Source organism: Streptomyces sp. NPDC002994, assembly GCF_040611155.1.
In the GTDB taxonomy this organism is placed as follows: Bacteria; Actinomycetota; Actinomycetes; order Streptomycetales; family Streptomycetaceae; genus Streptomyces.
This window is the reverse complement of record NZ_JBEXNQ010000005.1, coordinates 62,775-86,930: the sequence shown is the minus strand read 5'-3', so window position 1 is coordinate 86,930 and position 24,156 is coordinate 62,775. Positions and strand designations below refer to the sequence as shown.

General features: G+C 71.0%; 19 protein-coding genes and 1 tRNA gene. 9 read left to right on the top strand and 11 right to left on the bottom strand.

What is annotated here, in order from left to right:
• Window positions 1-134: 134 nt before the first annotated feature.
• From ABZX79_RS07625 to ABZX79_RS07610, 4 genes are all read left to right on the top strand, one after another.
• Window positions 135-1,670 (top strand): alpha/beta hydrolase, encoded by a 1,536-nt coding sequence (locus tag ABZX79_RS07625; RefSeq protein WP_355253186.1) that lies wholly within the window; start codon window positions 135-137, stop codon window positions 1,668-1,670.
• Window positions 1,671-1,779: 109 nt separating this feature from the next.
• Window positions 1,780-1,853, top strand: a tRNA-Thr gene (locus ABZX79_RS07620).
• A gap of 349 nt (window positions 1,854-2,202) precedes the next feature.
• Window positions 2,203-4,482, top strand: coding sequence for a catalase (locus ABZX79_RS07615; protein ID WP_355253183.1), 2,280 nt, complete (start codon window positions 2,203-2,205; stop codon window positions 4,480-4,482).
• A 137-nt stretch (window positions 4,483-4,619) separates the two neighbouring features.
• Window positions 4,620-5,174, top strand: a complete 555-nt coding sequence (locus ABZX79_RS07610; RefSeq protein ID WP_355253180.1) for a 2'-5' RNA ligase family protein — start codon at window positions 4,620-4,622, stop codon at window positions 5,172-5,174.
• On the opposite strand, the gene ABZX79_RS07605 is transcribed toward ABZX79_RS07610, so the two are convergent.
• Window positions 5,137-6,105 (bottom strand): sugar isomerase, encoded by a 969-nt coding sequence (locus ABZX79_RS07605; protein ID WP_355253177.1) that lies wholly within the window; start codon window positions 6,103-6,105, stop codon window positions 5,137-5,139. The genes ABZX79_RS07610 and ABZX79_RS07605 overlap by 38 nt on opposite strands.
• A 146-nt stretch (window positions 6,106-6,251) precedes the next feature.
• Between ABZX79_RS07605 and ABZX79_RS07600 the strand changes: the two genes are divergently transcribed.
• Window positions 6,252-7,082 (top strand): DeoR/GlpR family DNA-binding transcription regulator, encoded by an 831-nt coding sequence (locus tag ABZX79_RS07600; RefSeq protein WP_355253174.1) that lies wholly within the window; start codon window positions 6,252-6,254, stop codon window positions 7,080-7,082.
• 208 nt (window positions 7,083-7,290) lie between these two features.
• Here ABZX79_RS07600 and ABZX79_RS07595 read toward each other — a convergent pair whose 3' ends face one another.
• Together ABZX79_RS07595 and ABZX79_RS07590 are read right to left on the bottom strand one after the other, a co-directional pair.
• A complete protein-coding gene (locus ABZX79_RS07595; RefSeq protein ID WP_355253171.1) occupies window positions 7,291-8,298 on the bottom strand; it encodes an NEW3 domain-containing protein in 1,008 nt (335 codons plus the stop codon).
• A 27-nt stretch (window positions 8,299-8,325) separates the two neighbouring features.
• Window positions 8,326-9,789 (bottom strand): Gfo/Idh/MocA family oxidoreductase, encoded by a 1,464-nt coding sequence (locus ABZX79_RS07590; RefSeq protein WP_355253168.1) that lies wholly within the window; start codon window positions 9,787-9,789, stop codon window positions 8,326-8,328.
• A gap of 255 nt (window positions 9,790-10,044) precedes the next feature.
• On the opposite strand from ABZX79_RS07590, the gene ABZX79_RS07585 reads away from it, so the two are divergent.
• Both ABZX79_RS07585 and ABZX79_RS07580 read left to right on the top strand, forming a co-directional pair.
• Window positions 10,045-10,854, top strand: a complete 810-nt coding sequence (locus ABZX79_RS07585; RefSeq protein ID WP_355253166.1) for an ABC transporter ATP-binding protein — start codon at window positions 10,045-10,047, stop codon at window positions 10,852-10,854.
• A gap of 3 nt (window positions 10,855-10,857) precedes the next feature.
• Window positions 10,858-12,204: an FtsX-like permease family protein gene (locus tag ABZX79_RS07580; protein WP_355253163.1), complete on the top strand. Its 1,347-nt coding sequence runs from the start codon at window positions 10,858-10,860 to the stop codon at window positions 12,202-12,204.
• A gap of 91 nt (window positions 12,205-12,295) precedes the next feature.
• Here the strand turns inward: ABZX79_RS07580 and ABZX79_RS07575 are convergent, their stop codons facing one another.
• The 5 genes from ABZX79_RS07575 to ABZX79_RS07555 form a co-directional block, all read right to left on the bottom strand.
• Window positions 12,296-13,111, bottom strand: coding sequence for a VOC family protein (locus ABZX79_RS07575; RefSeq protein ID WP_355253161.1), 816 nt, complete (start codon window positions 13,109-13,111; stop codon window positions 12,296-12,298).
• Between the two features lie 75 nt (window positions 13,112-13,186).
• The gene (locus tag ABZX79_RS07570) at window positions 13,187-14,668 is read right to left on the bottom strand and encodes an ornithine decarboxylase (protein ID WP_355253158.1); all 1,482 of its coding nucleotides are present in this window, start codon (window positions 14,666-14,668) and stop codon (window positions 13,187-13,189) included.
• A 53-nt stretch (window positions 14,669-14,721) separates the two neighbouring features.
• Window positions 14,722-16,167, bottom strand: a complete 1,446-nt coding sequence (locus ABZX79_RS07565) for a cytochrome P450 (protein ID WP_355253156.1) — start codon at window positions 16,165-16,167, stop codon at window positions 14,722-14,724.
• 28 nt (window positions 16,168-16,195) lie between these two features.
• Window positions 16,196-16,669 carry a DNA starvation/stationary phase protection protein gene (locus tag ABZX79_RS07560; protein WP_355253153.1) on the bottom strand — a complete coding sequence of 158 codons (474 nt, stop codon included), beginning with the start codon at window positions 16,667-16,669 and terminating at the stop codon, window positions 16,196-16,198.
• 88 nt (window positions 16,670-16,757) lie between these two features.
• Entirely contained in the window at window positions 16,758-17,168 is a 411-nt protein-coding gene (locus tag ABZX79_RS07555; RefSeq protein ID WP_355253150.1) for a DUF6479 family protein, read from the bottom strand.
• Between the two features lie 139 nt (window positions 17,169-17,307).
• Here ABZX79_RS07555 and ABZX79_RS07550 point away from each other — a divergent pair, with 139 nt between their 5' ends.
• Window positions 17,308-17,829, top strand: coding sequence for a SigE family RNA polymerase sigma factor (locus tag ABZX79_RS07550; protein WP_355253147.1), 522 nt, complete (start codon window positions 17,308-17,310; stop codon window positions 17,827-17,829).
• Window positions 17,830-17,873: 44 nt separating this feature from the next.
• The gene (locus ABZX79_RS07545) at window positions 17,874-19,172 is read left to right on the top strand and encodes a hypothetical protein (protein ID WP_355253144.1); all 1,299 of its coding nucleotides are present in this window, start codon (window positions 17,874-17,876) and stop codon (window positions 19,170-19,172) included.
• Window positions 19,173-19,190: 18 nt separating this feature from the next.
• Here the strand turns inward: ABZX79_RS07545 and ABZX79_RS07540 are convergent, their stop codons facing one another.
• The 3 genes from ABZX79_RS07540 to ABZX79_RS07530 all read right to left on the bottom strand — a co-directional run bounded on the left by ABZX79_RS07540 (window position 19,191) and on the right by ABZX79_RS07530 (window position 24,151).
• Entirely contained in the window at window positions 19,191-20,882 is a 1,692-nt protein-coding gene (locus ABZX79_RS07540) for a bifunctional 3'-5' exonuclease/DNA polymerase (protein WP_355253141.1), read from the bottom strand.
• 399 nt (window positions 20,883-21,281) lie between these two features.
• Entirely contained in the window at window positions 21,282-23,432 is a 2,151-nt protein-coding gene (locus ABZX79_RS07535; RefSeq protein ID WP_355253139.1) for an ABC transporter permease, read from the bottom strand.
• Entirely contained in the window at window positions 23,426-24,151 is a 726-nt protein-coding gene (locus tag ABZX79_RS07530) for an ABC transporter ATP-binding protein (protein WP_355253136.1), read from the bottom strand. Before ABZX79_RS07530 ends, ABZX79_RS07535 begins: the two co-directional genes overlap by 7 nt.
• Between the last annotated feature and the right edge of the window lie 5 nt (window positions 24,152-24,156).

Below are 24,156 nucleotides of genomic sequence, written 5' to 3'. Positions count from 1 at the left end.
CACTGATCCGGCGGCCGCGTCACCGCCGCGCCACCGCCGCGCCACCTCCCGTCGTGCTTCCCGCCCCGGTTGACCGGATCACTCGTACGAGCCGATCTCCGCACGATCCGCGATGGCCGCACTACGCTCCGAGCATGGACACCAGGCACCTGATCCGGATCTCCGCCACCGCGCTCGCGACTGCCGGGCTGCTCATCTCCGGCTGCTCGTCGGGAGGTTCGTCACCCAGTGCCTCGGCGTCAGCGCCGCAGAGGGCCGCCCCGGCCGCCCTCGCGACGTACTACGCGCAGAAGCTGAGCTGGCGCGACTGCGGTGCCCCCGGCTTCCAGTGCGCCACGATGAAGGCCCCGCTCGACTACCGGAAGCCGGAAAAGGCCGACATCAAGCTGGCCGTCTCACGGAAGAAGGCCACCGGCCCCGGCAAGCGCATCGGCTCCCTCCTGGTCAATCCGGGCGGCCCCGGCGGCGCCGCGATCGGCTACCTCCAGGCGTACGCGGCGGTCGGCTATCCGGCGCCGGTCCGCGCGCGGTACGACATGGTGGCCGTCGACCCCCGCGGCGTGGCCCGCAGCGAGCCCGTCGAGTGCCTGACGGGCAAGGAGATGGACGCGTACACACAGGTGGATCAGACCCCGGACGACCAGGGGGAGACCGGCAAGCTGGTCACGTCGTTCAAGGGCTTCGCGGCCGGCTGCGAGAAGCGCTCGGACGCGATCCTGCCGCACGTCTCCACCGTCGAGGCGGCCCGCGACATGGACATCCTGCGCGCGGTGCTGGGCGACGGGAAGCTGAACTTCGTCGGGGCGTCGTACGGGACCTTCCTGGGTGCGACGTACGCCGAACTCTTCCCCGCCCGCGCCGGCCGTCTCGTACTCGACGGCGCGATGGACCCGTCCCTCGCCGCCCGGGAGATGAACCGCGACCAGACGGCCGGCTTCGAGACCGCCTTCCAGGCGTTCGCCGCGGACTGCGTCAAGCGCGAGGACTGCCCGCTCGGCACCGGTACGCCGAACGAGGCGGGCGAGCGCCTGAAGGGCTTCTTCGACGAGCTCGACGCGAAGCCCGTCCCGACCGGCCAGAGTCGCCCGCTCGGCGAGTCCCTGGCGACCACGGGCGTGATCGCGGCGATGTACGACGAGTCCGCCTGGCCGCAGCTGCGCTCCGCTCTCACCCGTGCGACGGGCGGGGACGGAGCGGAGCTGCTCGCGCTGGCCGACACGTACTACGAGCGCTCCGCGGACGGCAGCTACACGAACCTCATGTACGCCAACGCCGCCGTGAACTGCCTGGACCTCCCCCCGGCCTTCACCGGCCCCGACGAGGTCCGCAACGAGCTTCCCGCCTTCGAAAAGGCGTCCCCGGTCTTCGGTGAGGGCCTCGCCTGGGCCTCCCTGACCTGCGGCTACTGGCCGGCGAAGGCCACCGGCACCCCACACCGCATCGAGGCGAAGGGCGCCGCGCCGATCGTCGTGGTCGGCACCACCCGCGACCCGGCGACCCCGTACAAGTGGGCTCAGTCCCTGGCCGGCCAGCTCGACTCCGGCACGCTCCTGACGTACGACGGCGACGGCCACACGGCGTACGGGCGCGGCAGCGACTGCGTCGACACGGCGATCAACACCTACCTCCTGGAGGGCACAGCCCCGAAGGACGGCAAGAAGTGCTCCTGACCTGCCGCTGACCTGCGTGGATGTGCTCCAGACAGGGCTGGGCGGAGCACCCCTCGAAACTGTGTAGACTTGTGCCCGCTGCTGATCGCACCATGGTGTCGGCAGCGGCGCCGCCTTAGCTCAGTTGGCCAGAGCAACGCACTCGTAATGCGTAGGTCTCGGGTTCGAATCCCGAAGGCGGCTCGGATTAACCCCAGGACTCACTCGCCGTGACCTGGGGTTTTTTCATGCCCGGGGCATGGCGAGCCGCACGGCTGGGACGCCCCGGGCGGGGTCTGCAGGAAGCCTTCCAGCGTGTCCCGCTGGTGGTTGTCGTCGTCGCGGAGGAACAGAGCCGGGATCTCGTCGTCCGGGCACTCGACGGGTGCGGGGCCGTCCCCATGAATTCGGCTGGTTCGGGGATTGGGGGGTGGGTACTCGGGCGGGCGCCGTCACGGGTGTGGGTGCGGGCCGTCGCGGGGGAGGGGTGCCGTTTCCTCTTCTGCGGTCCGGGTCATAGCTGTGACGTTGCCCCCACACGGTTGGAGACCAGATGAGCGAGAAGAATCCGCTGAAATCGGCAGCGGCGAAGGCCGCCGAGGTGCTGCGGGGTGGTGGTGGTCCCGAAGACGGTATTCCCGGCCGGCCCGGTGCCGAGGCGCCGCCGGTCGACGAGCCGACCGACCTGCGGGCTCCGCTGCCGCCCAAGCCCGACCAGAGCGGCCCGGAGACGGTCAGCCCCACGGGCAGGCCCACCGGGGCCGCTCAAGCCGACATGGCGCAGGGTGACGCGTACCTGACCACGGCTCAGGGCGCGCGCCTGTACGACACCGATCACTCCCTCAAGGCCGGCAACCGAGGGCCTGTGCTGCTGCAGGACCATCACCTGCGCGAGAAGATCACCCATTTCGATCACGAGCGCATTCCGGAGCGGGTCGTGCACGCGCGGGGCGCCGCTGCGCACGGTGTCTTCCAGGGGTACGGGACCGCCGCGCAGGTCACCAAGGCGGGCTTCCTCGGGAAGGGCGTCGAGACGCCGGTGTTCACGCGGTTCTCGACCGTCCTCGGGTCGCGCGGTTCTTCGGACACCGTGCGGGACACGCGTGGTTTCGCGACGAAGTTCTATACGGACGAGGGAACGTTCGACCTCGTCGCCAACAACATTCCCGTCTTCTTCATTCAGGACGCGATCAAGTTCCCCGACATCATCCATGCCGGGAAGCCCCATCCGGACCGGGAGATTCCGCAGGCGCAGAGCGCGCACGACACGTTCTGGGACTTCGTCACCCTGCACACCGAGGCGACCCACCACACCCTGTGGAACATGTCGGACCGCGGAATCCCGCGTTCCTTCCGCATGATGGAGGGCTTCGGCGTCCACACCTTCCGGCTGGTCAACGCCGAAGGCGCGACGACGCTGGTGAAGTTCCACTGGAAGCCCAAGCTCGGTGTGCATTCGCTCGTGTGGGAGGAGGCGCAGCTCATCAACGGCATGGATCCCGACTTCCACCGCCGGGACCTCGCCGACGCGATCGAGGCCGGCGCCCATCCGCAGTGGGAGCTGGGCATCCAGACCTTTCCCGACACCCCGGAGCAGGTGTTCGAGGGCATCGACCTGCTCGACCCGACGAACATCGTCCCGGAGGAGCTGGCGCCCGTACAGCCGATCGGGCTGCTGACGCTCAACGCCAACCCGTCGAATTTCTTCGCCGAGACCGAGCAGGTCGCCTTCCATCCCGGGCATCTCGTGCCCGGCATCGACATCACCGACGACCCGCTGCTCAGCGGCCGGCTCTTCTCGTATCTGGATACGCAGATCACCCGTCTCGGCGGGCCGAACTTCGCCCAGATCCCCGTCAATCGCACCCACGCGCCGGTCAACGACATGCTGCGCGACGGCATGCACCAGACGGCCGTACACACCGGCGCCGCCCCCTACCGGCCCAATTCGCTCGACGGCGGCTGTCCGTTCCAGGCGGGCGCGGACACCGGGGCGTACATCGAGGTGCCCCGGGAAGTGCCGGCGGCGAAGAAGGTCCGCGAGGCGCCCGCGTCCTTCGCGGACCACTTCAGCCAGCCCCGGCTGTTCTGGCTCAGCATGACGCCCGTCGAACGCGAGCACATCATCGCGGCGTACACCTTCGAGCTGGGCAAGTGTTACGAGCCGGCCATCAAGGAGCGCGGGCTGAAGGTGCTCGCCAACATCGACCCGGAGCTGTGTGAGCAGGTGGCGATGGGACTCGGTCTGCCCGCGCCGGCCGCCACTGTGACGCTGGCGAGCCCCGAGCCGAGCCCGGCCCTGTCCCAGCTCGGGCAGACCTGGCCGCTGGACGGACGCATCATCGGGATCATCGCCGACGCCGACGGCGACCTGGACGGAGTGCGGTCGGTGCGGCAGGCGGTGCTGGACGCCGGGATGGTCCCGCTGGTGATCGCCCCGGCGGGCGGCAAGCTGGAGGGCGGCGGCGACCCGGTCGCGGTCCAGCGCACCTACGTCACGGCCCGGTCCGTCGAGTACGACGCCCTTCTGGTGGTGGGAGTGCCCGGGATCGGCAGTGACGCCTACGGCGTACGGGACGCCAAGGCCGCCGAGGCGGTGGCGCCGGCCGGCGCGGCGACCGATCCGCGCGTGCAGCTGATGCTGCTGGAGGCGTTCCGGCACGGCAAGGTCATCGGCGGCTGGGCGGGGGCCGAACGGGTCCTTGAATCCGCGGGCGTTCCCGTCGGCGCGCCGGGTGTGGTGTGCGGCGACAGCGGCACCGGCACGCTGGAGCAGATCACGCAGCTTCTGGGGCGGCACCGGGTGTGGGACCGCTTCCCCATCGGCGTCTGACCGGCTGGGCGGACATCCCGTTTCGTGAGACGCGTCACCGGGGCGACCGACGGCGGTCGCGCCGGTGACGTGGTTCTCTTGGTTCTCTTGGTGGTCATGGTGCTCATGGTTCGCACCGGGAGAGCGGGGGCGGGGCAGTGGGGTGGGCGGATGTTGCCGGGGACACGGCTCTGACCATCAAGGTTCCCGAGGCCGATCCGCTGGTGAAGGCCGGCTTTCCCGCTCATGTCACCGTGCTCTACCCGTTCTTGCACGAGAGCCGGATAGACGGGCGGGTGCATGGTGAACTGCTGGACCTGTTCGGGTCGTACGACGCCTTCGAGCTGACGTTCGCCGAGTTCGGGCGGTACCCCGGTGTTCTGTTCCTCGATCCTCAGCCGGCCGATCCTGTGCGGGCGCTCACCAAGGAACTGACCGGGCGCTGGCCCGAAGCGGTGCCGTACCGGGGCCTGTTCGGCGAGGGGCTCGACCCCCACCTGACGATCGCCAACCATGAGGGCCCGGAGACCTGGCAGCGCGCGTACGACGCCCTGGAGGCGGAGTGCGCGCCCGCCCTGCCGGTGACCGCCCGGGTAGGGGCGGTCCACCTGATCGTCCGGGACGGTGACGGCTGGCGCGACCGTACGGCGTACCCGCTGGGAGGGAGCGACGGTGTTACGCCGGGCTGTTCTCCAGGACCACGGACCGGGTGAGGTTGCGGGGCTTGTCCGGGTCGTAGCCGCGGGACTCGGCGAGCGCGACCGCCAGGCGCTGAGCGCGGATCAGGTCGGCCAGCGGGTCCAGGCCGCCTTCGGCGCTGCTTTCCGATTCGGCGGTCATCGTGCCGCCGACGCTCCGGATGTCCTCCGCCAGGCCGTCCGGCAGCGTGCCGAAGATCCAGGCCACGCGGCCGGGGCCGGTGATGCTGATCGGCCCGTGCCGGTACTCCATGGCGGGGTACGCCTCGGTCCAGGCGCCCGCCGCCTCGCGCATCTTGAGCCCCGCCTCCAGTGCGAGACCGTACGTCCAGCCGGTGCCGAGGAAGGTGAACTGCTCGGCGCCGAGCACTTCGGCGGCCAGTGGCACGGTGACGGCGCGCTCGGCGTCCTTGATCGCCTCCGAGAGCGGGCGTACGCCGGCCGGAAGCGCGTCCTCCGCCTCCAGGTGGGCGCGCAGCAGGGCGAGGACGGTCGTGGCGAAGCGTGTCTGCACCACCGACTCCTCGTCGGCGAAGTCCAGTACGGCGATGGCGTCCGCGGCGTCCATCACCGGCGTTTGGGGGTCGGCTGTGATCGCGCCGGTGGGGACGCTTCCCTTCACGCGGCGGAGTACCTCCAGGACCTCCGTGGTGGTGCCGGAACGGGTGATCGCGACGACGCGGTCATAGCCGTCGCGGTACGGGAACTCCGAGGCGGCGAAGGCGTCGGTCTCGCCGTGGCCGCCGCTCTCGCGCAGTACGGCGTACGCCTGGGCCATGAACCAGGAGGTGCCGCAGCCGATCACGGCGACGCGCTCGCCGCGGCGCGGCAGGGCGTCCGTGTGGAGTGGGAGCGACTTGGCCGCCTGGGCCCATGTGGCAGGTTGAGTGGCGATCTCGGCCGAGGTGCGGGAGGTGTGGGACGTGGAGGAAGCTGCGGTGGACATTGGACGTACCCCCATATGATGTGGATTTCTTGCTTGAACTTGCTTGGAAACCTGGCGTTCCAAGCAGTTTCGAGCGCTGACCCGCCGTGTGGGGAAGTATCCACGATGCTGAACTCGCAGTCCATGTTGTGAAGGAGTACGACCGCATGTCGAAGCATGAGCGGTGGAGTGCGTTGCTGGAGCTGCTGGCCGCCGAGGGGAGGCTGGAGGTCGAGGAGGCCGCCAGTACCTTGGAGGTCTCCGCCGCGACGATCCGGCGGGATCTCGACGAACTCGCGGAGCAGCAGATGCTCGTGCGGACCAGGGGCGGCGCGATCGCGCACGGGGTGTCGTACGAGCTGCCCCTGCGGTACAAGTCCTCGCGCCACGCGTCCGAGAAGCAGCGGATCGCGGCGGCGGTGGCCGAACTGGTCGCCGACGGGGATGTGGTGGGTCTCAACGGGGGCACGACGACGACTGAGGTGGCGCGGGCGCTGGCGTTGCGGGCCGGTGGCGGTGGTGGTGGTCGGCGTGATTCGGGTGCGGGCGGGGCTGCTGGTGCTGGTTTCGCTGCCGGGCCCGTTTTGACCGTGGTCACCAATGCGCTGAACATCGCGGGTGAGTTGGCGGTGCGGCCGCAGATCAAGATCGTGGTTACGGGTGGGGTGGCTCGGCCGCAGACGTACGAGCTGGTCGGGCCGCTGACCACGGGCGTACTCCACGAGGTCGTGCTGGACGTCGTCATACTCGGCGTCGACGGGGTGGATCCTGACCTGGGGATCATGGCGCATCAGGAGGATGAGGCGAGCGTGAGCCGGCTGTTCGCGGAGCGGGCGCACCGGGTGATCGTTGTGACTGATTCTTCCAAGATGGGGAAGCGGGCGTTTGCGCGGATCTGTGGGCTGGATCGTATCGATGTCGTGGTGACGGATTCGGCGATCTCGGGGGAGGCGGCCGGTCGGCTCCGCGACGCGGGGATCAAGGTGATCACTGTCTAGGTGCGGGGTGCGGGGTGCGGGGTGCGGGGTGCGGGGTGCGGCGGGCGGGCCCTGCGGGGTTGTTCCCCTACCCGCCCCTTCCCGCTGTGACACTTTGCGGCTCCGCCGCGTGGGGGCGCCGCCCCAGACCCCGCTCCTCAAACGCCGGAGGGGCTGAAGTTGCCCAGGGGGCTGGCCCGCGGGGCACCCGCGCCAGCCCCCTTCCCACTCAGGGCGCGATCGCCATGTCGAAGATGTGGACGTTGGCGTTCGCGGGCAGGACCACGAACTCGACCGTCTTGGCCGGGTCCAGCGCGACCGAGTTCGCGAACACGCTGTACTTCACCGTCGCGTTGCCGTATCCGTCCTGCCGGTTGCGGCCGTCGGTCGACTTGACCAGCGTCGCGCCGTGCGCCGTGACCGGGTCGAACGACCAGTTGGGGAAGCCGAACGACCCCGTGCCGGAAGTCCCGTCGGTGTAGTACACCGTGGCGCTGCCCGTCGCCCCGCTGGTGACGCCCGAGCCGAGGAACACCAGCTTGCTGCCCTTGCCGCCCAGCGTGACGGCCTGCCCGGAGCTCGCCACGTTGTCCTTCGTGCCGGCCGGAACGTTCGGCCAGGTCAGCTTGGCGCCGAGGGCGTTGACCGTGGCCCCGGGTGTCAGGCCTACCGCGGCGAGCTTCTGCGCCGAGAAGCTGTTGCCCTCACCGTCGTAGTTGCCCGCCTTCGTCGCGGACTCGTCGGTGATCGCCACATTGTTGTACGCCGCCGACAGGCTCGCCTGCGGAGTCCCGGACCGCTCGGAGCGGGTGCCGGTGGCTGTGCCCTGGCCGTCCCCGCCCTGGTACGTCGCGGTCGCCGTGAACGTACGGATCACGAAACCCGGCCGCTTCTCGGGGACTTGGATCTGGAACGTCGTACTGGCCGAGGCGCCCGTCGTGAGGGAGCCGTCCACGGCGCGTACGGACGGCTGGACGGCCCAGCCGACCGGTCCGGCGAACGACACCTTCAGTGAACGCATGCGCTGCGGGCCGGCGTTCTTGACGGTCACCTTCACTGTCGAGATGGCCGGACCGTCGAGGTCCACGGGCGAGATGGTCACTTCGGTCCTGGCAGCCGCCGGCGCCTCCGGACCGGCCGGGGCCGCGGCCGCCGCCTGGGCGGGGACGAACATGACCGCGCCCGCCAACGCGACCGCCACAACTCTGAGCCGATCGATCAGTCGTGCTGATCTCATGACGTGCTCCTTCGGGTGGCCGACTGGTCAGGAAACCGGGGGCATCTCGCTGGTGCGCGAGTCGAGTCCGGGGCGCAGGTTGACCCAGCCGCCGCGCGTGAAGTCCGGTATCGCGACCGGACGGCCCTTGTCCGCCAGGGACATGACGCTCAGCGGAACCGGCGCGCACCAGGCCGCCGAGTCGTATACGTCGATGTCCGGGACCAGCCCCGCGCGCATCAGCTGCACCGTGCGCCACTGCAGGACGTAGTCCATGCCGCCGTGGCCGCCGTTGTTCGCGGCGTCGTCGCCGATCTTCTTCCACAGCCAGTGGTCGAATTCCTTGCGGTACGTGTAGAAGTCGCGCCAGGAGTGGCCGCCGTGATCCGGCTCGACGTAGATGCGGCCGCCCGTCGTTGACGTACCCGCGTAGTCCTCGAAGATCCCGCGGGACCCGGCGATGGAGTTGATGCGGCTGTACGGGCGGGGCGAACTCACTTCGTGCTCGGCCCGGATGGTCCGGCCCTTCGCGGTCTCGATCGCGCAGGTCACCAGGTCGCCGTTGATGTACGTCTCGTTCCATGACGGGTGGGACTTGGGGACGAAACGCGCCCGGTAGTCGGCCAGGCCCTTCGGCGCGGTCGCGGTCGCCTTCAGCGTCGTCATGCGGTCGCCGCGGTTGATGTCCATGGCCGCCGCGATCGGGGCCAGCCCGTGCATGGCGTAGAAGGACGCGGTGCTGCGGGTGTGCCAGAGGCGGCGCCAGGAGTCGGTGTAGTACGTGTTGGAGAAGAGCAGCGCGCGCAGGTCGTGCAGGTAGCCGCCGTGGCCGTTGGTGATGTCGCCGAACAGGCCCTCGTGCGCCGCCTTCAGCATCGCCAGCTCGTTGCGGCCGTAGCTGCAGTTCTCGGACAGCATCAGGTTCTTGCGGGTGCGCTCCGAGGTGTCCACGAGGTCCCACAGCTCGCGGAGTTCGGTCGCGATGGGCAGCTCGACGACGACGTGCTTGTCCGCCAGCAGCGCGGCCTTGCCCTGCTCGTAGTGGAACTCCCACGGCGTCGCGATGTACACGAGGTCGATGTCGTCGCGCTTGAGCATTTCGGCGTACGAGTCGGCCGAGCCGCCGTACTCCGCCGGGCGCGGCTTGCCCTTGGCGACCAGTTGATCGGCTGTGCGCTTGGCGCGGTCGGCGCGGATGTCGCAGACGGCGGTCACCACGCAGCCGGGGACCACGGACCAGCCCGTGGTCATTCCGGAGCCGCGGTTGCCGAGGCCGATCACGCCGACGCGGACGGTCTTGTGGGGCTCGAAGGGCACGTTGATCATCGACTTCTGGCCCGGCCTGCGGCCGGGAGTCGCGGCGGAAGCGGCGGAAGCGGCCGAAGTGGCGGACTGGGCGGACGTGGGCGCGGCAGCCGCGCTCCCGGCCGCGCCGATTCCCACCGCGAGAGCTCCGGTGGCCAGCGTTCCTCCGAGTAGCAAGCGACGTGAGACTGAGGGGATTTCGGGCATGGCGACAACGCTCCTCGTGACGTGACCGGCATCACTTGCGGGGTCGACTCTGGCCGGATCGCCAGTTACATGTCAATAGGTGTTCGCAGGAACCCTGTTACGAACAAAATCAAGCATCCGGGGCCGTCCAGAGGGCAAAGTGGCGGTGTACCCAGGTACACCGTCAGCCGGTGTCTACGGCCATCGGCGCCGCGCCTCCCCGTCCGTAGCGTCAATTCCGACGGCACAGCACGTGCCACGAGGGAGTTGATGAGGATGTTCCGCCGCACAACGCAGGAGCACACCCGCAGGGCGGCCGAAGCCCTGCGGCTCGTTTCGCTCCGCAAGGTGTACGGGGCGGCGGACAGCGCGGTGACCGCCCTGGACGGGGTGACGCTGAGCCTGGGTGCCGGAACCTTCACCGCCGTCATGGGGCCGTCCGGGTCCGGGAAGTCGACCCTCCTCCAGTGCGCGGCGGGCCTCGACCGGCCGGACGCGGGGCAGGTCATGGTCGACGGCGAGGAGATGACCGGCGGCACCGAGGCGGAGCTGACGAAGTTCCGGCGGCAGCGGATCGGCTTCGTCTTCCAGCAGTACAACCTGCTGCCGACCCTCACCGTCGCGCAGAACACCACCCTTCCGCTGAAGCTCGCCGGTCGCCGCATCGACCGCGACCGGGCGCGGGACATCCTCACCCAGGTCGGTCTCGGTGACCGCCTCGGCCACCGCCCCGACCAGTTGTCCGGGGGGCAGCGTCAACGCGTCGCCATCGCGCGGGCGCTGGTCACCGAGCCCAGCGTGGTCTTCGCGGACGAGCCGACCGGCGCGCTGGACACGCGCAGCGCGCGCGACGTACTGCGGCTGCTCCAGGCAGCGGTACGGATCCACGGCCGCACGGTGGTGATGGTGACGCACGACCCGGTGGCCGCGTCCTACGCGGACACCGTCGTCTTCCTCGCGGACGGCAGGCTGGCGGGGCATCTGAACGCGCCGACTGTGGACGCGGTCGCGGAGCGGCTCGCGCACCTGGGCGACAGCGACAACGACCGGGGCAGCGACCGCGGCGATGTTCCGGCGGGGGTGTGAGCGATGTTCGCACTGGCCATGAGCTCGGTCCGGCAGCGCCCCGGGCGCTTCGTCGCGACGCTGCTGTCCGCCTTCCTGGGGGCCGCGATCATCATGACGTTCAACTCGCTGCACGACACGGCAGGGGCGCGCGGGGTCGACGACGTCAGCGCCGAGTCGATGTCCACGGCGGCCGCCGTGGTCGGCGGCTACGGGTCGCTGCTGGTGTTCTTCGCCATCGCCTCGACGCTCACCGTGAACGTACGGCAGCGGGGCGAGGAAATCAGCCTGCTGCGCAGCACCGGTGCGACTCCGGGGCAGATCAAGCGGATGGTCGTCGGCGAATCGGCCGTGGTAGGCGTGGTGGGGGCGGTGCTCGCGGTGGTGCCCGCGATGTTCGCAGGGCGGGCGCTGCTCGGGATGTTCCAGGACAGCGGGCAGGTCGCCGTCGGCGTGGAGTACGTGTTCGGGACCGTCGCGCTCGTGTCGGGTGTCAGCATCGCCCTGCTGGCCTCGGTCGGTGCCGCGTTCCTGGCGGTCCGCCGGGCGACGAAAGCCTCGTCGGCCGTACGTAAACCGACCGGCCGGGGGCGGAAGTTCGCCGGGTACGGCGCACTCGCGGCCGGTACGGCGTCGGCGCTCACGACCCTCGCCCTGGACGGCACCGATCCCATGGCGATGGCCCCGGCGGCGTACGGCGCGATCCTGCTGGCCGTGGGCTTCGCGGTCTTCTCACCGGTGCTGCTGCGGGCGCTGCTGGGCCGGCTTGGGCGGCCGATCGAGATTCTCGCCGGGCCCAGCGGCTATCTGACGGTGCACAACATGCGCCGCAGGGCGGCGGAACTTGCGGGCGTACTCATGCCGCTGATCCTCTTCACCGGCATGGCCACCGCGACGCTTTACATGCAGGCCGTCGAGAGCGACGCGATCAAGGCCTCCGGCCTCACCAAGTCGGTGGAGGACAAGAACCTCGAGACTCTGAACCTCGTGGTCGTCGGCATCATCGTGGTCTTCTCCTGCGTCGTGCTGATCAACAGCCTGTACGCCGCGACTTCCTACCGGCGCCGCGAGTTCGGCCAGCATCGGCTCGCCGGGGCCACTCCCGGGCAGGTGCTGGGGATGGTCGGCTGCGAGGGGCTCGTACTGACCGTGACCGGGGTGCTGTTCGGCACGGCAGCGGGGCTCGCCGGGATCGTCCCGTTCACCTACGTCCGTACGGACGAGATCCTCCCGGTCGGCCAGGGGCTCGGGATCTGGCTCGGCATCGTGGCGGTCGCCGCGGCCGCGACGCTCGTCACCAGCCTGGGGACGGCTCACCGCACGCTGCGCACACCGGCGGTGCGCGCGGTGGCGGTAACGGTGGCCGCTTGAGCGCGCTGGGGCGCCGGGCGCCGGGCCGCCGGAGTCCAGGTCGGCACAGGGCCGGCCTGGCCCCATTGCTTTCCCGGGGTGTCAGCCCCTCTCAGGCCGGCATCGGCGTGGACGGCGTGAGCACCACGAAGTCCGCACCGTTCGGATCGACGCAGACAGCCAGCCGTCCGACGCCCTCGGCGTCCTCGGGGCCCATCTGCACGCTGCCGCCGTTACTGGTGACCTTGGCGACTGTGGCATCGCAGTCCTCGACCGCGAACACGGGGTGCCAGTAGGGCTTTCCGCCGGTCAGGGTGAGTGCGTCCGGCGGGAGTTGCATGAGGCCGCCGTGCATGCGCTCCTCGGGCTGGCCGGCGGGGGTGATCATTGAGTACGTCCCGCCGCCGCCCGGCAGTTCCATGTCCTGGGTGGTCCAGCCGAAGAGGCTGCCGTAGAACTCCTTCGCGGCGGCCGCGTCGGTGGTGTAGAGCTCCGTCCAGCACAGGGTGCCGGGCTGGTCAGCGGCTTCCATGCCCTTGGTCTTGCCCGGCTGCCAGACGGCGAACTGACCGCCCTGCGGGTCGGTGTACTGAGCCATCCGCCCCTCTTCGGCGGCGTCCATCGGGGCGACCCGCACCGTGCCGCCCGCCCGTTCAACGGCACCGGTGGTGGCATCGGCGTCCGGCGTACAGAAGTAGATCATCCAGGCCGAGCGGGCCCCTTCCTCGGTGAGCTTCCCGATTCCGGCGATGCTCTTGCCGTCGCGCTTCAGCACGCCGAAGTCGTTGGCGTCCTGTGCGTCGGGCGGGCCGTAGGTCTGGAACTCCCAGTTGAAGACCGTGCGGTAGAAGTCGGCCGTGGCGGGGACATCGGGGGAGCCCAGGTCGATCCAGCAAGGCGAACCGGGCACGAAGTCGGTGGTGATCATGACGCTTCCTTTGGTCGAAGACCCTCCCTTGAAACCAGCGTGTCACCCACCACTGACAACCGCCCGTCGGCCGACTCAGGCGTGGTCGCGGTCGCGGTCGGCGATCACGCGTACCGTCTTCAGGCTCGGGTCCGCCGGATCCGGGACGTTCATGCCCGCGTCCAGGCCCGTGCGCAGATAGCGCAGCACCGGCTCCGTCAGGCGCTCGCCCGGCAGCGCGGCCGGAATCCCCGGCGGATACGGCGTGATCATCTCGGCGGCCACCCGCCCCACCGCCTCCTCCAGCGGTACGTCCTCGGTGCGGCCGAAGTACGCGTCCCGGGGCAGGCACGTCTGCTCCAGCCGCATCTGCGGCCCGGCCGGTACGTCGACGACCGGCGCACCCGCCAACTCCTCGGCGTGGTTGGCGAGATCCTTCAGCGCGTCCAGCAGCGGCGCGGTCGTCGCCCGCGAGTCGGCGTGCGTGAGCTGCGCGCCGATCCGGCGGTGGTCGATGAGGTGCATGTCGGTACTGCGCCGCTCGCGCAGCCAGTCCCCGGCCCGGTAGCCCGTCGTACCCAGCGCCTGGACGTCGATGATGACCGGCAGCGGGTCGAAGTCGGCGGCCTTCCCCGGACCGGTGAAGTCGGTGCGGTCGTTGACGTGCAGGCCCGGGATCCGCTCGATCTCCGCCCGTACGTGGGAGGCGAGGCGCAGTACGTCGTCCAGGAGCTGGTGGCCCTGCGTCATCATCTGGCGCCGCCAGCCGTCGAGTCCGGCCCAGATGATGACGGACGGGCTGGTGGTGCCGAGGAGATCGGCGCGGGACTTCAGCACCTGCGGGTCGATCAGGTCGCCCCGCAGATGGAACACGGAGCCCTGTTCGAGGCCGCTGCCCATCTTGTGAATGCTGGTCACGCAGACGTCGGCGCCCGCGTCCATCGCCCACGACGGAAGCCCCTCGTGGAACGGCAGATGAGCGCCCCACGCCTCGTCGACGATCAGCGGGACCGAACGGGCGTGACAGATCTCGGCGATGGCGGACAGCTCGGCGCAAGCCCCGTACGGCGTCGGGCTGGTCACCAGCGCGCCGCGCGCCTCGGGCTCGCGCTCGAACGCCTCCTCGAAGTCCGCGGCGGACGGCGGATGCGCCAGGTTCAGTTTCGCGTCCCACTGCGGATCGACCCACACCGGCTCGATGCCGGAGAGGATCAGGCCGGAGACGACCGACTTGTGCGCGTCCCTGCCCAGCAGGAGCTTCTGGTGCGGATGCGCGACCGAGAGCATGGCCGCCTTGACGGACAGCGAACTGCCGCAGGTGGAGAAGAAGGTGTGCTCGGCGTGCACGGCGTCGGCCATCAGCTTCTCCGCGCGCAGCAGCACGTTGCCGCTGCTGCGGTGGTCGTCGAGGCCGCCGGTGGCGAGGACGTCGGAGAGGTACACCGCGTCGCCCAGGACCTTCCTGGCGAGCGGATCCGCCCCCCGGGCCTGTTTGTGTCCGGGCGGCGTGAAGGCCAGTTCGCCGCGTTCGTGGTAGCGCTCGAGTGCTTCCAATATCGGGGCGTGGGTGTGGTCCATGGCGTACGAGTCCCTCGAACGGTCCGGTCAATGCCTCTCAATGCCGCGCGGCCTCAATGCCTCGCGACCACGCTGAAGCGCAGAGCGAAGTGATTGAAGGTGTACGGCAGCGGGCCGCCGGGGCGCAGCCGGCCAGGATCGCGCAACCGGTAGTCATGACGCTCCATGAGCGCGGCCACGAGCGTCGACGTGACGAGAAGGACGAGGTCCTCGCCGGGGCACACACCGGGTCCCGCGCTGAACGGCACCAGCTCGGGGCCGGTCTGCGCCGTGCCGTCCAGCCAGATCTCCGGTACGAAGCGGTCACCGTACGGCGCTGAACCGTCCCGGTGGAAGTAGGGGGCGTACACAAGGAACGCCGTGCCCTCGGGCAGAGTTCCCTCGCCCCACCGCGTCTGCCGGGTGCTCTCGCGCAGCAGGAACGGCGTCGTCGGCCACAGCCGCACGGACTCCATGACGGATGCCCGCGTGTAGGGCAGCAGTTGCGGCCGGGTGAGGTCCGGTATGGCCAGCTCGTTGTGTACTTGCTGCTCCTGCGCCGGGTGGGTCGCCAGCAGCGCCAGCGTCCGCGCGGCCGCGATGCCGGCGGCGTCGAACGCGAACATCCAGTGCGGCACCTGCCCCGCCGGGTCGACGCCCGGCTTGGCGGCCGTCTGGGCGAGCGCCTCGGCGAGGCTGCCCGGCTCGGCGCGGTCGAGGTGGGCGCGCAGCCGCCGCTGGAAGCGCTCGCGCGGGCCGGCGGTGACGCGTGGAGGGATCAGAGACGCCCAGTTGCCGAAGCCGCGCAGCCGCCCGAGGAGGTCGGTGAGCGTGGTGTCGTCGCGTGCCCCGTCCCCGAGGACGACGCGGCGTACGATCCGCCACCAGGCCGCGCCGAAGGTGTCCCAGTCCAGTGGCCCGGCTGTGAGGAGCAGCTCGTCGGCCTCCTCGCGCACGGTGCGTACAAAGTGCGGGGCGAGGTGGTGGAGGTGCCGCCCGGCTTCCAGGACGTCTTCGTTGAAGGCCCTGCGCTCCTCACGGTCCTGGCCCGTGGAGACCAGCACGCCGTGTGGCTGGAAGTGGCCGAGCGCGTCGCGCTTCGCGCGCGCCGCCGGGCTGAACGGCTCCGGTGTCTCTTCCAGTACGCGCTGAGCGTCCTCGGCGGAGAGGGGCAGTGCGACGTCGCGGCCCGCCAGGCGCAGGTGCAGCGGGCCGGGACCGTACCGCCTGCGCAGTTCGTTCAGGAGTTCCACCGCGTGGCGGTCCGCGTCGAGGCGGGCGGCGAGCGCCACGCCCTGCTTGCGGCGGATGACGACGCCGCCCGCGAGGGCGGGCAGAGCCACCCGGGCGGCGATGCGGGCGGTGTCCCGGGCGGACGCGCGGGCGGGGGTCGAGGCGCGGCGTGCGGCTCGCTCACCGCGTTCGCCGAGCTCACCGAACTCTCCGGGCTCGTCCAGCTCACCCTGTCTGCCACGTCCCGTCCCGTCGGCCCATCCGGCGGCTCGTTCGGTCCCGGCCATCGTGCGGCTCCCTCAGTGCTGGTGGGCCTCAGTGCTGGTTTTCGGCTTGGAACATCCAGCGCTGCTTCTCCAGCTCCGCGGTGAGGCCGATGAAGATGTCCTGGGTCACCGGGTCGGGCTTGTCGGTCGCGTCGATCCGCTCCCGCATCCTGAGGCCGACGGTGCCGAGCGCGTCGACGATCAGGGCCACGACCTCGCTGTCCTGGGTCCAGCCGTTCGCGGGTTCGGGAAGTTCACTGGTCTTGGCGACCGTCTCGACACGGCCGTCCGGTGCGACGCCGATGGCCGACGAGCGTTCCGCGACGACGTCGGCGTACGAACGGGCGAAGGCGACCACCTCGTCGAGCTGGAGGTGGATGGAGCGGAAGCGGGGGCCCACGATCGTCCAGTGCGCCTGCTTTGCGAGAAGTGACAGGCCGAGCAGGTCCACCAGTGCGCCCTGGAGGGCGTCCGCGGTGGTCTGACGGGCGGCTTCGGGAAGGGTGCTCTTGAGGGCCGTCATGCAGCTTGCTCCTTATCGACACTCTTGTCTGTCTTCGTTCTCTGGGTTCAGTCTCTGGCCGGGTGCCACTGTTTCGCCTCTCGGCGACCTAGCCGCCGGGGCCTCCGCTGCCGAACGCACCACCGGACTTGTCGTCCCACCGGGGCCGGCCCTTCGGGTCCGCCTCGCTGTGCCGGCCGGAGGCGTTACCGGTGTTTCTGAGCTCGTGCGGGAGGAGTCGTCCGCGTCCGCCTTCCGGTGGCGTCACCTCGTCGGGTTCCCGGCGCTCGGTGACCTCGGGCGGGCCCGAGTCGTCCGGCCGGTGCGGCTGCTCCTGGGGCGTGGGAGGAGACGGCTCGCGGTTCCTGATGCGGATGCCCCACCACACGGCGGCGATCAGAGCAGCCGCGATGGCCAGCCCCGCGATGAACGGCGCGATGCCGATGACGAGGTCACTCGCGGCCATGGGGTCCGCGAGACCGGCGATTTCGCTGGTTCTCGTGCTCTGGAGTGCGCTCATGCGCGGCGGGTACCCACGCGCGCCCGAGTCATGAGCCGCCGTACAGGTGAAACATTTCCTCAGTGCCACCGCGTCAGTGGGGTGAAGGCGACACCGGACACAGCTGCCGGACACAGACGCCGACGAAGAAGGGGAGGACATGCGCCAGTCCCGCACGGAGGCGTTCCGGGAATTCGCGGCAGGCCGCTCCACCCACCTGTTCCGGTCGGCATGCCTGCTGACCAGCGGTGACACCCATCTCGCCGAGGACCTCGTGCAGGAAACGCTGGGCCGGATGTACCTGCTGTGGGGGCGGGTCTCCCGGATCGGCAACCCGGCGGCGTACGCCCAGACCGTTCTCGTACGCACGTTCCTCACGCATCAGCGGCGCCGCTCGTCGGCCGAGCGCCCCCTCGCAGAGCTGCCCGACACCGGCGGTACGACGGGCGGCTCGGCGGGGGACGACCCGGCCCTGCGGCTGGCGCTGCTCCACGCGCTCGCGCGGCTGGCGCCGAAGGACCGGGCGGTGGTGGTGCTGCGGTACTGGGAGGACCGCAGCATCGAGGAGACCGCCGATGCGATGAACGTCAGCTCCGCCGCCGTACGCACCAGATCGGTGCGGGCGCTCGGCAAGCTCCGCGAACAGCTCGGCGGCAGTCTCGCCGAGTTCGCCTCCCGCTAACACTTGACCTCGTCCAGTACTGAACAGGAAGTGGTGGTTTCACCATGCCCTCAGACCACTCAGACCACTCAGAGCCCTTCGAGGAAGAACTCGGCGACGCGCTCCGCCGAACCGGCGACGGCTTCTCCAGCGAGCGTCCCGCCGGGCTCGTCGACGCCGGTATGGCCCGAGGCCGCCGTGCCCTGCGTCGTCGGCGCGTCGCCGCCGTGACCGGCAGTGTGGCGGCGCTGGCGTTGGTGGGCACGGTCGGGGCGTACGCGGGCGGACTGGTGGGCGTCGGCACCGGCGGGATCTCGGTGGCGGGACCCGCCGCGGTGACGCCTGCGGCGCCCCTTGCTCCCCAGGGGCGGCCGGGGTCGGGAGCGGTCTCCCCGGACGAGATGATCAAGACGTTCAAGAGCGTGCTGCCCGTCGGCGAGCTGACCGACGCGCAGGCACGCGGCACGGGTGACGAGCTGGGCCCCGCCGTCTTCGGCGTCATCGACGACGGCAAGGGCAAGGCGGCGATCACGCTCAGCCTGAATCGCGTCGACCCCGGCTCGGAGTTCTCCCGCCAGCACATCGAGTGCCCGGACCAGACCTACACCCCGCACGACGCGTGCAGCAGCAAGAAGCTGGACGACGGCTCCACGCTGATGCTTTTCCAGGGGTACGAGTACCCGGACCGCCGCGTGGACACGAAGTCCTGGCGCGCCACGGTCGTCACGCCGCAGGGCTACCTCGTCGATGTGAGCGAATGGAACGCCCCGGCGCAGAAGGACGCGGAGATCAGCCGTCCGAACCCGCCGCTGTCCCCGGCGCAATTGGGCGCGCTGGCCACCTCGCCCAAGTGGCACAAGGCGCTGAAGGACCTGCCGGCGGCCGGGAGCGTGGAGGAGCCGGCCGACGTAGCGAAGACGGATCCCGCCGAGTTCTCGACGCTGTTCAAGTCGCTGCTGCCCGAGGGCCTGACGACGTCCACCGAAGGCGGCCAGGTCGATTCCGCCTACGTCACGGTGGACGACGGCAAGGGCAAGAGCCTGGTCGAGGTGGGGGTGCAGCGGGGGATGGGGTCCGTGCTGGACGACCTCAAGAAGACTGGTGAGGTCACCACCCTGCCCGACGGGACGACCGTCATCGAGCGCCGTGGCGCGGGTGACAAGGACGTGGCGGGCGCCGTGATGTGGACGGCCGACGTGATGAGGAAGAACGGCGACCGTGTCCTCGTCTCGGCACTCAACTCGGACACGCCTCACAACGCCCCCACCCGCGCCGAGCCCGCGCTCAGCATGAAGCAGCTCAGGGCCATCGCGCTCAGCGACAAGTGGTACGAGCTGGAAGGCATGCAGGGGATGGCGAAGTAGTCCTCGCCGTCCGGCACTTCACTTCGCGTCGGCGTAGCACTCCACGACCGCCGTCGTGAAGGGGAAGCGCACCGGCGTCTCCCCGAAGGCGATCCGCCCGGCCAGATCACCGGCCGCGCGGATCGCCTCCGCGACTGTCTCCGCCTCTTCGGCGGGGCAGTGCACGATCACTTCGTCGTGCTGGAAGAACACCAGCTCCGCCCGGAGCCCCGCGGCCTTCAGGCTCTGCCGCAGCGCCGCCATCATGAGCAGCGCCCAGTCGGCGGCGCTGCCCTGCACGACGAAGTTACGGGTGAAGCGGCCCCGCGCGCGGGCGTTCGACGACGCGTACCCCGGCGTGAACTCGCCGCCGTCGGCAGCCTGTTCGGGCTCGTCCTGCGGAATGCCGGCTTCCCCTTCGTCCCCGGAGCCCGCCGCCGGCGGACAGGTCCGGCCCAGCCATGTCCGTACGAGCCGTTTCTCCTCGCCCGCGCGCGCCGCGTCGTCCACATACACGACGGCACGCGGGAAGCGTCTTCGCAGCGCGGCCAGGTTCTTCAGACCGTCCCCGGAGGTCTGCCCGTACACAGCGCCGAGCACGGCGAGCTTCGCCATCTCGCGGTCGCCCGCGAACGCGCGGTCCGACACCGCCTTGTAGAGGTCGCCGGGCTGTCCCGCCACGTCCATCAGCCCCGGGTCGCGCGAGATCGCGGCCAGCACCCGCGGCTCCATCTGGTCCGCGTCGGCGACCACGAGCCGCCACCCGTCGTCAGCGATGACCGCGCGCCGGATCACCTTCGGGATCTGGAGGGCGCCGCCGCCGTTGGTGACCCACCGGCCGGTGATCGTGCCGCCCGGCAGGTACTGCGGTCTGAACCGGCCCGCGCGCACCCAGTCCTGGAGCCAGCCCCAGCCGTGCGCCGTATGGATCCGGTACAGCTTTTTGTACGCGATCAGGGGTGCCACCGCCGGATGGTCGACCTCCTCCAGCTCCCATCGCCGCGTGGACTTCACCTTGATCCCGGCCTGCGCGAAGGCCTTGATCACATCGGCGGGCAGCTCGGGCCGTACGCGCCTGCCGAACGCCGCCGAGATCTCGTCCGTCAGCTCCGCCATGCGGCGCGGGTCGCCGCCGCCGGCGTACCGCTCGCCGAGCAGCTCGTCCAGCACCGCCCGGTGCACGTCCGCCCGCCACGGCAGTCCCGCGCCGTTCATCTCGGCGGCCACCAGCATCCCCGCCGACTCGGCGGCGGTCAGCAGCCGCATCCGGTCGGGGTGCTCGGCGGCGCCGTGCCTGTGCTGCTGATCGGCGTACACCTCCAGCAGGTCCTCGAACGGCACCGGGACCGGTTGTGGCTCGAAGAGCGAGGACTGCGAGCCGGGCTCGGCGGGGCGCTGCGGGGGATCGGGAGGTACGGGGTGGTTGTGCAGCCGTGCCCAGGCTGCCGCTGCGGAATGGGGTTCGCCGTGTCGGCCTTCGTGGCCGAGCAGCAGTGACTCGGCGTCCTCGATGTCGTAGCACCGCTCTACGCGGACGCCTGCGGCGAGCAGGCGCGGGTAGATCTCGGCGGTGGACCGCCATACCCACCGGCCGACGCTCGGCCTGGAGCGGACCGCCGCCACGAGATCGGCTTCCTCGCGCACGTCACCGGCCGGCCGCCCGTCCCGCCCCAGCGGCACGAGCAGCGCCCCACCTCCGTCCGTCGCGGCGACGGCCCAGCGATCGCTCATGGGTGCGAGTCTGGCACCCGGCACTGACAACGGGCCGCGGGTGGCGATGCGTGCGGTGCGTCGGGTCGCTGCGCCGGGCTTTCCCCGACCCGCGCCTTCCCGCTGTGACACTTTGCGGCTCCGCCGCGTGGTGGGGGGCGCTGCCCCAGCCCCCCGGTCCTCAAACGCCGGACGGGCTGAAGTCGGCCGGGGGCAGCTGGGGCTCCGCCCCAGACCCCGCTCCTCAAACGCCGGAGGGGCTGGATTTTCCAGCCCGTCCGGCGTTTGAGGACACGCCCGTAGGGCGTCTGTGTGGTCTGGGGGCTGGGGCTTGCCCCCCACGCGGCGGAGCCGCAGAGTGTCACAGCGGGAAGGGGCGGGTAGGCGACAAGCCCCGCGCAGCGGCGGCGCCGGTGACCTTCAGCGTGTTTTCGTCGCCCGGGGGCAGCTCAGCAGCCCCGCCAGCACCGCCACCACCGCACACACCCCCGCAGCCAGACCCGCCTCCACCCACGGCACCGCCACCACCACCCGCACCGACAAGCCGCTCAGCGCCGCCCCCATCCCCGCCAGGTTGACCGCCGACACCGCCGCCCCCAGCACCGCGCCGATCGCCACCGCGAACAGCGACTCGCCCGCGACGACCCACAGCACCTGCGCCCGCGTCGCGCCGCTCAGCCGCAGCGAACTCAGCTCCGCAGACCGGGCCGAGTTGGCCATCAGCAGCGTGTTGGCCAGCGCGATGGCCGTGTAGACGAGCGCGATGCCCAGCACCAGCCACAGCCCGTTGCGGGTCGTCGCACTCGTCCGAGGATGGCTGGCCGCGAGCCAGTCGTCGACCGTGGCGACCTGCCCCCCGGTCATCGTGCCCAGCGCCGCAGCGACGGCCCCCGCCTCCACCCCCTCCGACAGCTTTACGTCGATACGGTCGACCGGCGCCAACGGCGCGTTCGCAGCCGTGACGTACGCACCGTTGTCCCCCGTCCCCACCCCCAGCACCGCCACGATCCGCAGCCTCACCGCGCGCCCGTCGCCGAGCCACACATCGACCTGCCGGCCCACCACGGGCCGCTCCCACTCCTCATTGACGACGATCGACCGGTCGTCGAGATCCCGCACATCGCCCGCGACGACCGGCAGCCGGCCGACCTCCGCCAGCGCCGCCGGGTCGGTCACCGCGCGCGCGTCGGAACGGATCACCGCGCTGCGCTCCTCCCGTACGTACACAGCCGTGGACGCCGACGGCGAGAGCGTCGCACCCGCCACCCGGCCGCCCACCCGCAGCCCACCGTCCCCTTCCCCCGTCACCACCAGATCCGCAGCCGTCCGCGCCCGCGCCTCCCCCGCCTTCGACGCTGTGATCGTCTCGGCGGACCCGAGCAGCGAACCCGCGAGCGCCACCGTGATGAGCACGGGCGCCGCGATGGCGGCGGTACGGCGCAACGAGGCGGCCGTGTTCTCGCGGACCAGCATCCCGATCGCCCCCGGCAGCGGCAGGGCGCGCGCCACAGGACGTACGAGAAGGGGAGCGAGCAGCGCCACACCCACGATCAGGACCATGGGCTGAGTGATGTACGTCTTGCGCTTGAGCAGGTGGGAAGGGTCGGTGGCGAGGGACCAGACCAGCAGGCCGACCCCGGCCAGCAGCAGCCCGTACCCCAGCAGCCGCCGCCCGAGCGGCATCGCGGCGCTGTCGACGGACGACTCGCGCAGCGCCTCGGCCGGGCCGATGCGCCCGGCCCGCCACGACGCGGCCCCTGCCCCGGCGAGCGCCACCAGCAGCCCCGTCCAGAAGGCGGCGTGCAGCGGCCAGGACTCGTCGCCGATGGCGAACCACTCCGGCGCCAGCCCACCGTCGACCATGGCGCGGGCCAGCCGGGGCGCGCCCCACACCCCCAACTGGCACCCGGCGCCACCCGCTAGCGCACCCACCACAGCGGCCTCGGTGAGCAGCAGCAGCCGCAGCTGGCCGGGCGTGGCGCCGGCAGTCCGCAGCAGCCCGAACTCGCGCCTGCGCACCGCGACGGCGAAGGCGAACGTCGACGCGACGACGAAGACCGACACGAAGGTGGTGATGCCACCGGCCGTCCCGAGCGCCGAATTCACCGCGACCAGCGCCTCGGCGTCCTGCTCGACCCAGGGGTCGGCGAGCCGCCGCTCGTCCCCGGTCAGGACCTGAGCCCGCTCCCCGACCACCCGCCGCACGGCTTCAACCGGCGCATCCACCCCCACCGCATCCACCGCATCACCCCCACCGGTGTCCACGACCACAGGGCCCAGCTCCCGCAACTCACCCACCAGCCGCGTGTCCACCGGACGCGGATGCTCCAGCTTCTTCGACACCCACGCCGTGTCCGGCCCCCGCTCCACCTCCACCGTCAGCCGGTCGTCGCCCCTGACCACCACCGGTGACGCGGCGAACCGCTCGGGCGCGCGCTCCGGCGGGTCCAAGGTCGAGGCGAGGCCGAGCCCCATGATCGCGATCAGGCCGACGCCGATCGTCAGCGCCACGAAGCTCCCGGCAAAGGTGGCCCAGCGACTGCGCAACGTACTCAGGGCGACGATCAGCACGGCGTACGCTCCAGACCGGTCATCCGGGCCGCGACCTGCTCGGCGGTGGGGGAATGGACCTCGTCCGCGACGCGGCCGTCGACCAGGAAGACCACCCGGTCCGCGTACGAAGCGGCCACCGGGTCGTGCGTGACCATCACGATGGTCTGCGCCTGGGTATCCACCAACTCCCGCAGCATCACCAGCACATCACGGCTGGTCGAGGAGTCCAGAGCCCCCGTCGGCTCGTCCGCGAACAGCACCGCCGGCCGTGTGATCAGCGCCCGCGCGATCGCCACCCGCTGCTGCTGGCCGCCCGACATCTCGGCGGGCCGGTGCCCGGCCCGCCCGCCGAGGCCGACCCGCGCGAGCGCCGCCCGTACCTCCGTACGCGACGGGCGCCGGCCGGCCAGCCGCAGCGGCAGCGAGACGTTCTGCGCGGCGGTCAGCGAGGGCAGCAGGTTGAACGCCTGGAACACGAAGCCGATCCGGTCCCGCCGCAGCAGCGTGAGCCCGCGCTCGCTCAGCCCGCCCAGCTCGGTGCCGCCGACGGTGACCGTCCCGGAGGTGGGCCGGTCGAGCCCCGCCGCGCACTGGAGGAGTGTCGATTTACCGGAACCGGAGGGCCCCATGACGGCGGTAAAAGTCCCGCTGTCGAAGTCGAGGTCGACCCCGTCGAGGGCTTTGACCTCGCGGTATGTCCTGTGGAGTGCGGTCAGCCGCACGGCCGGTGTGATCATGTGCC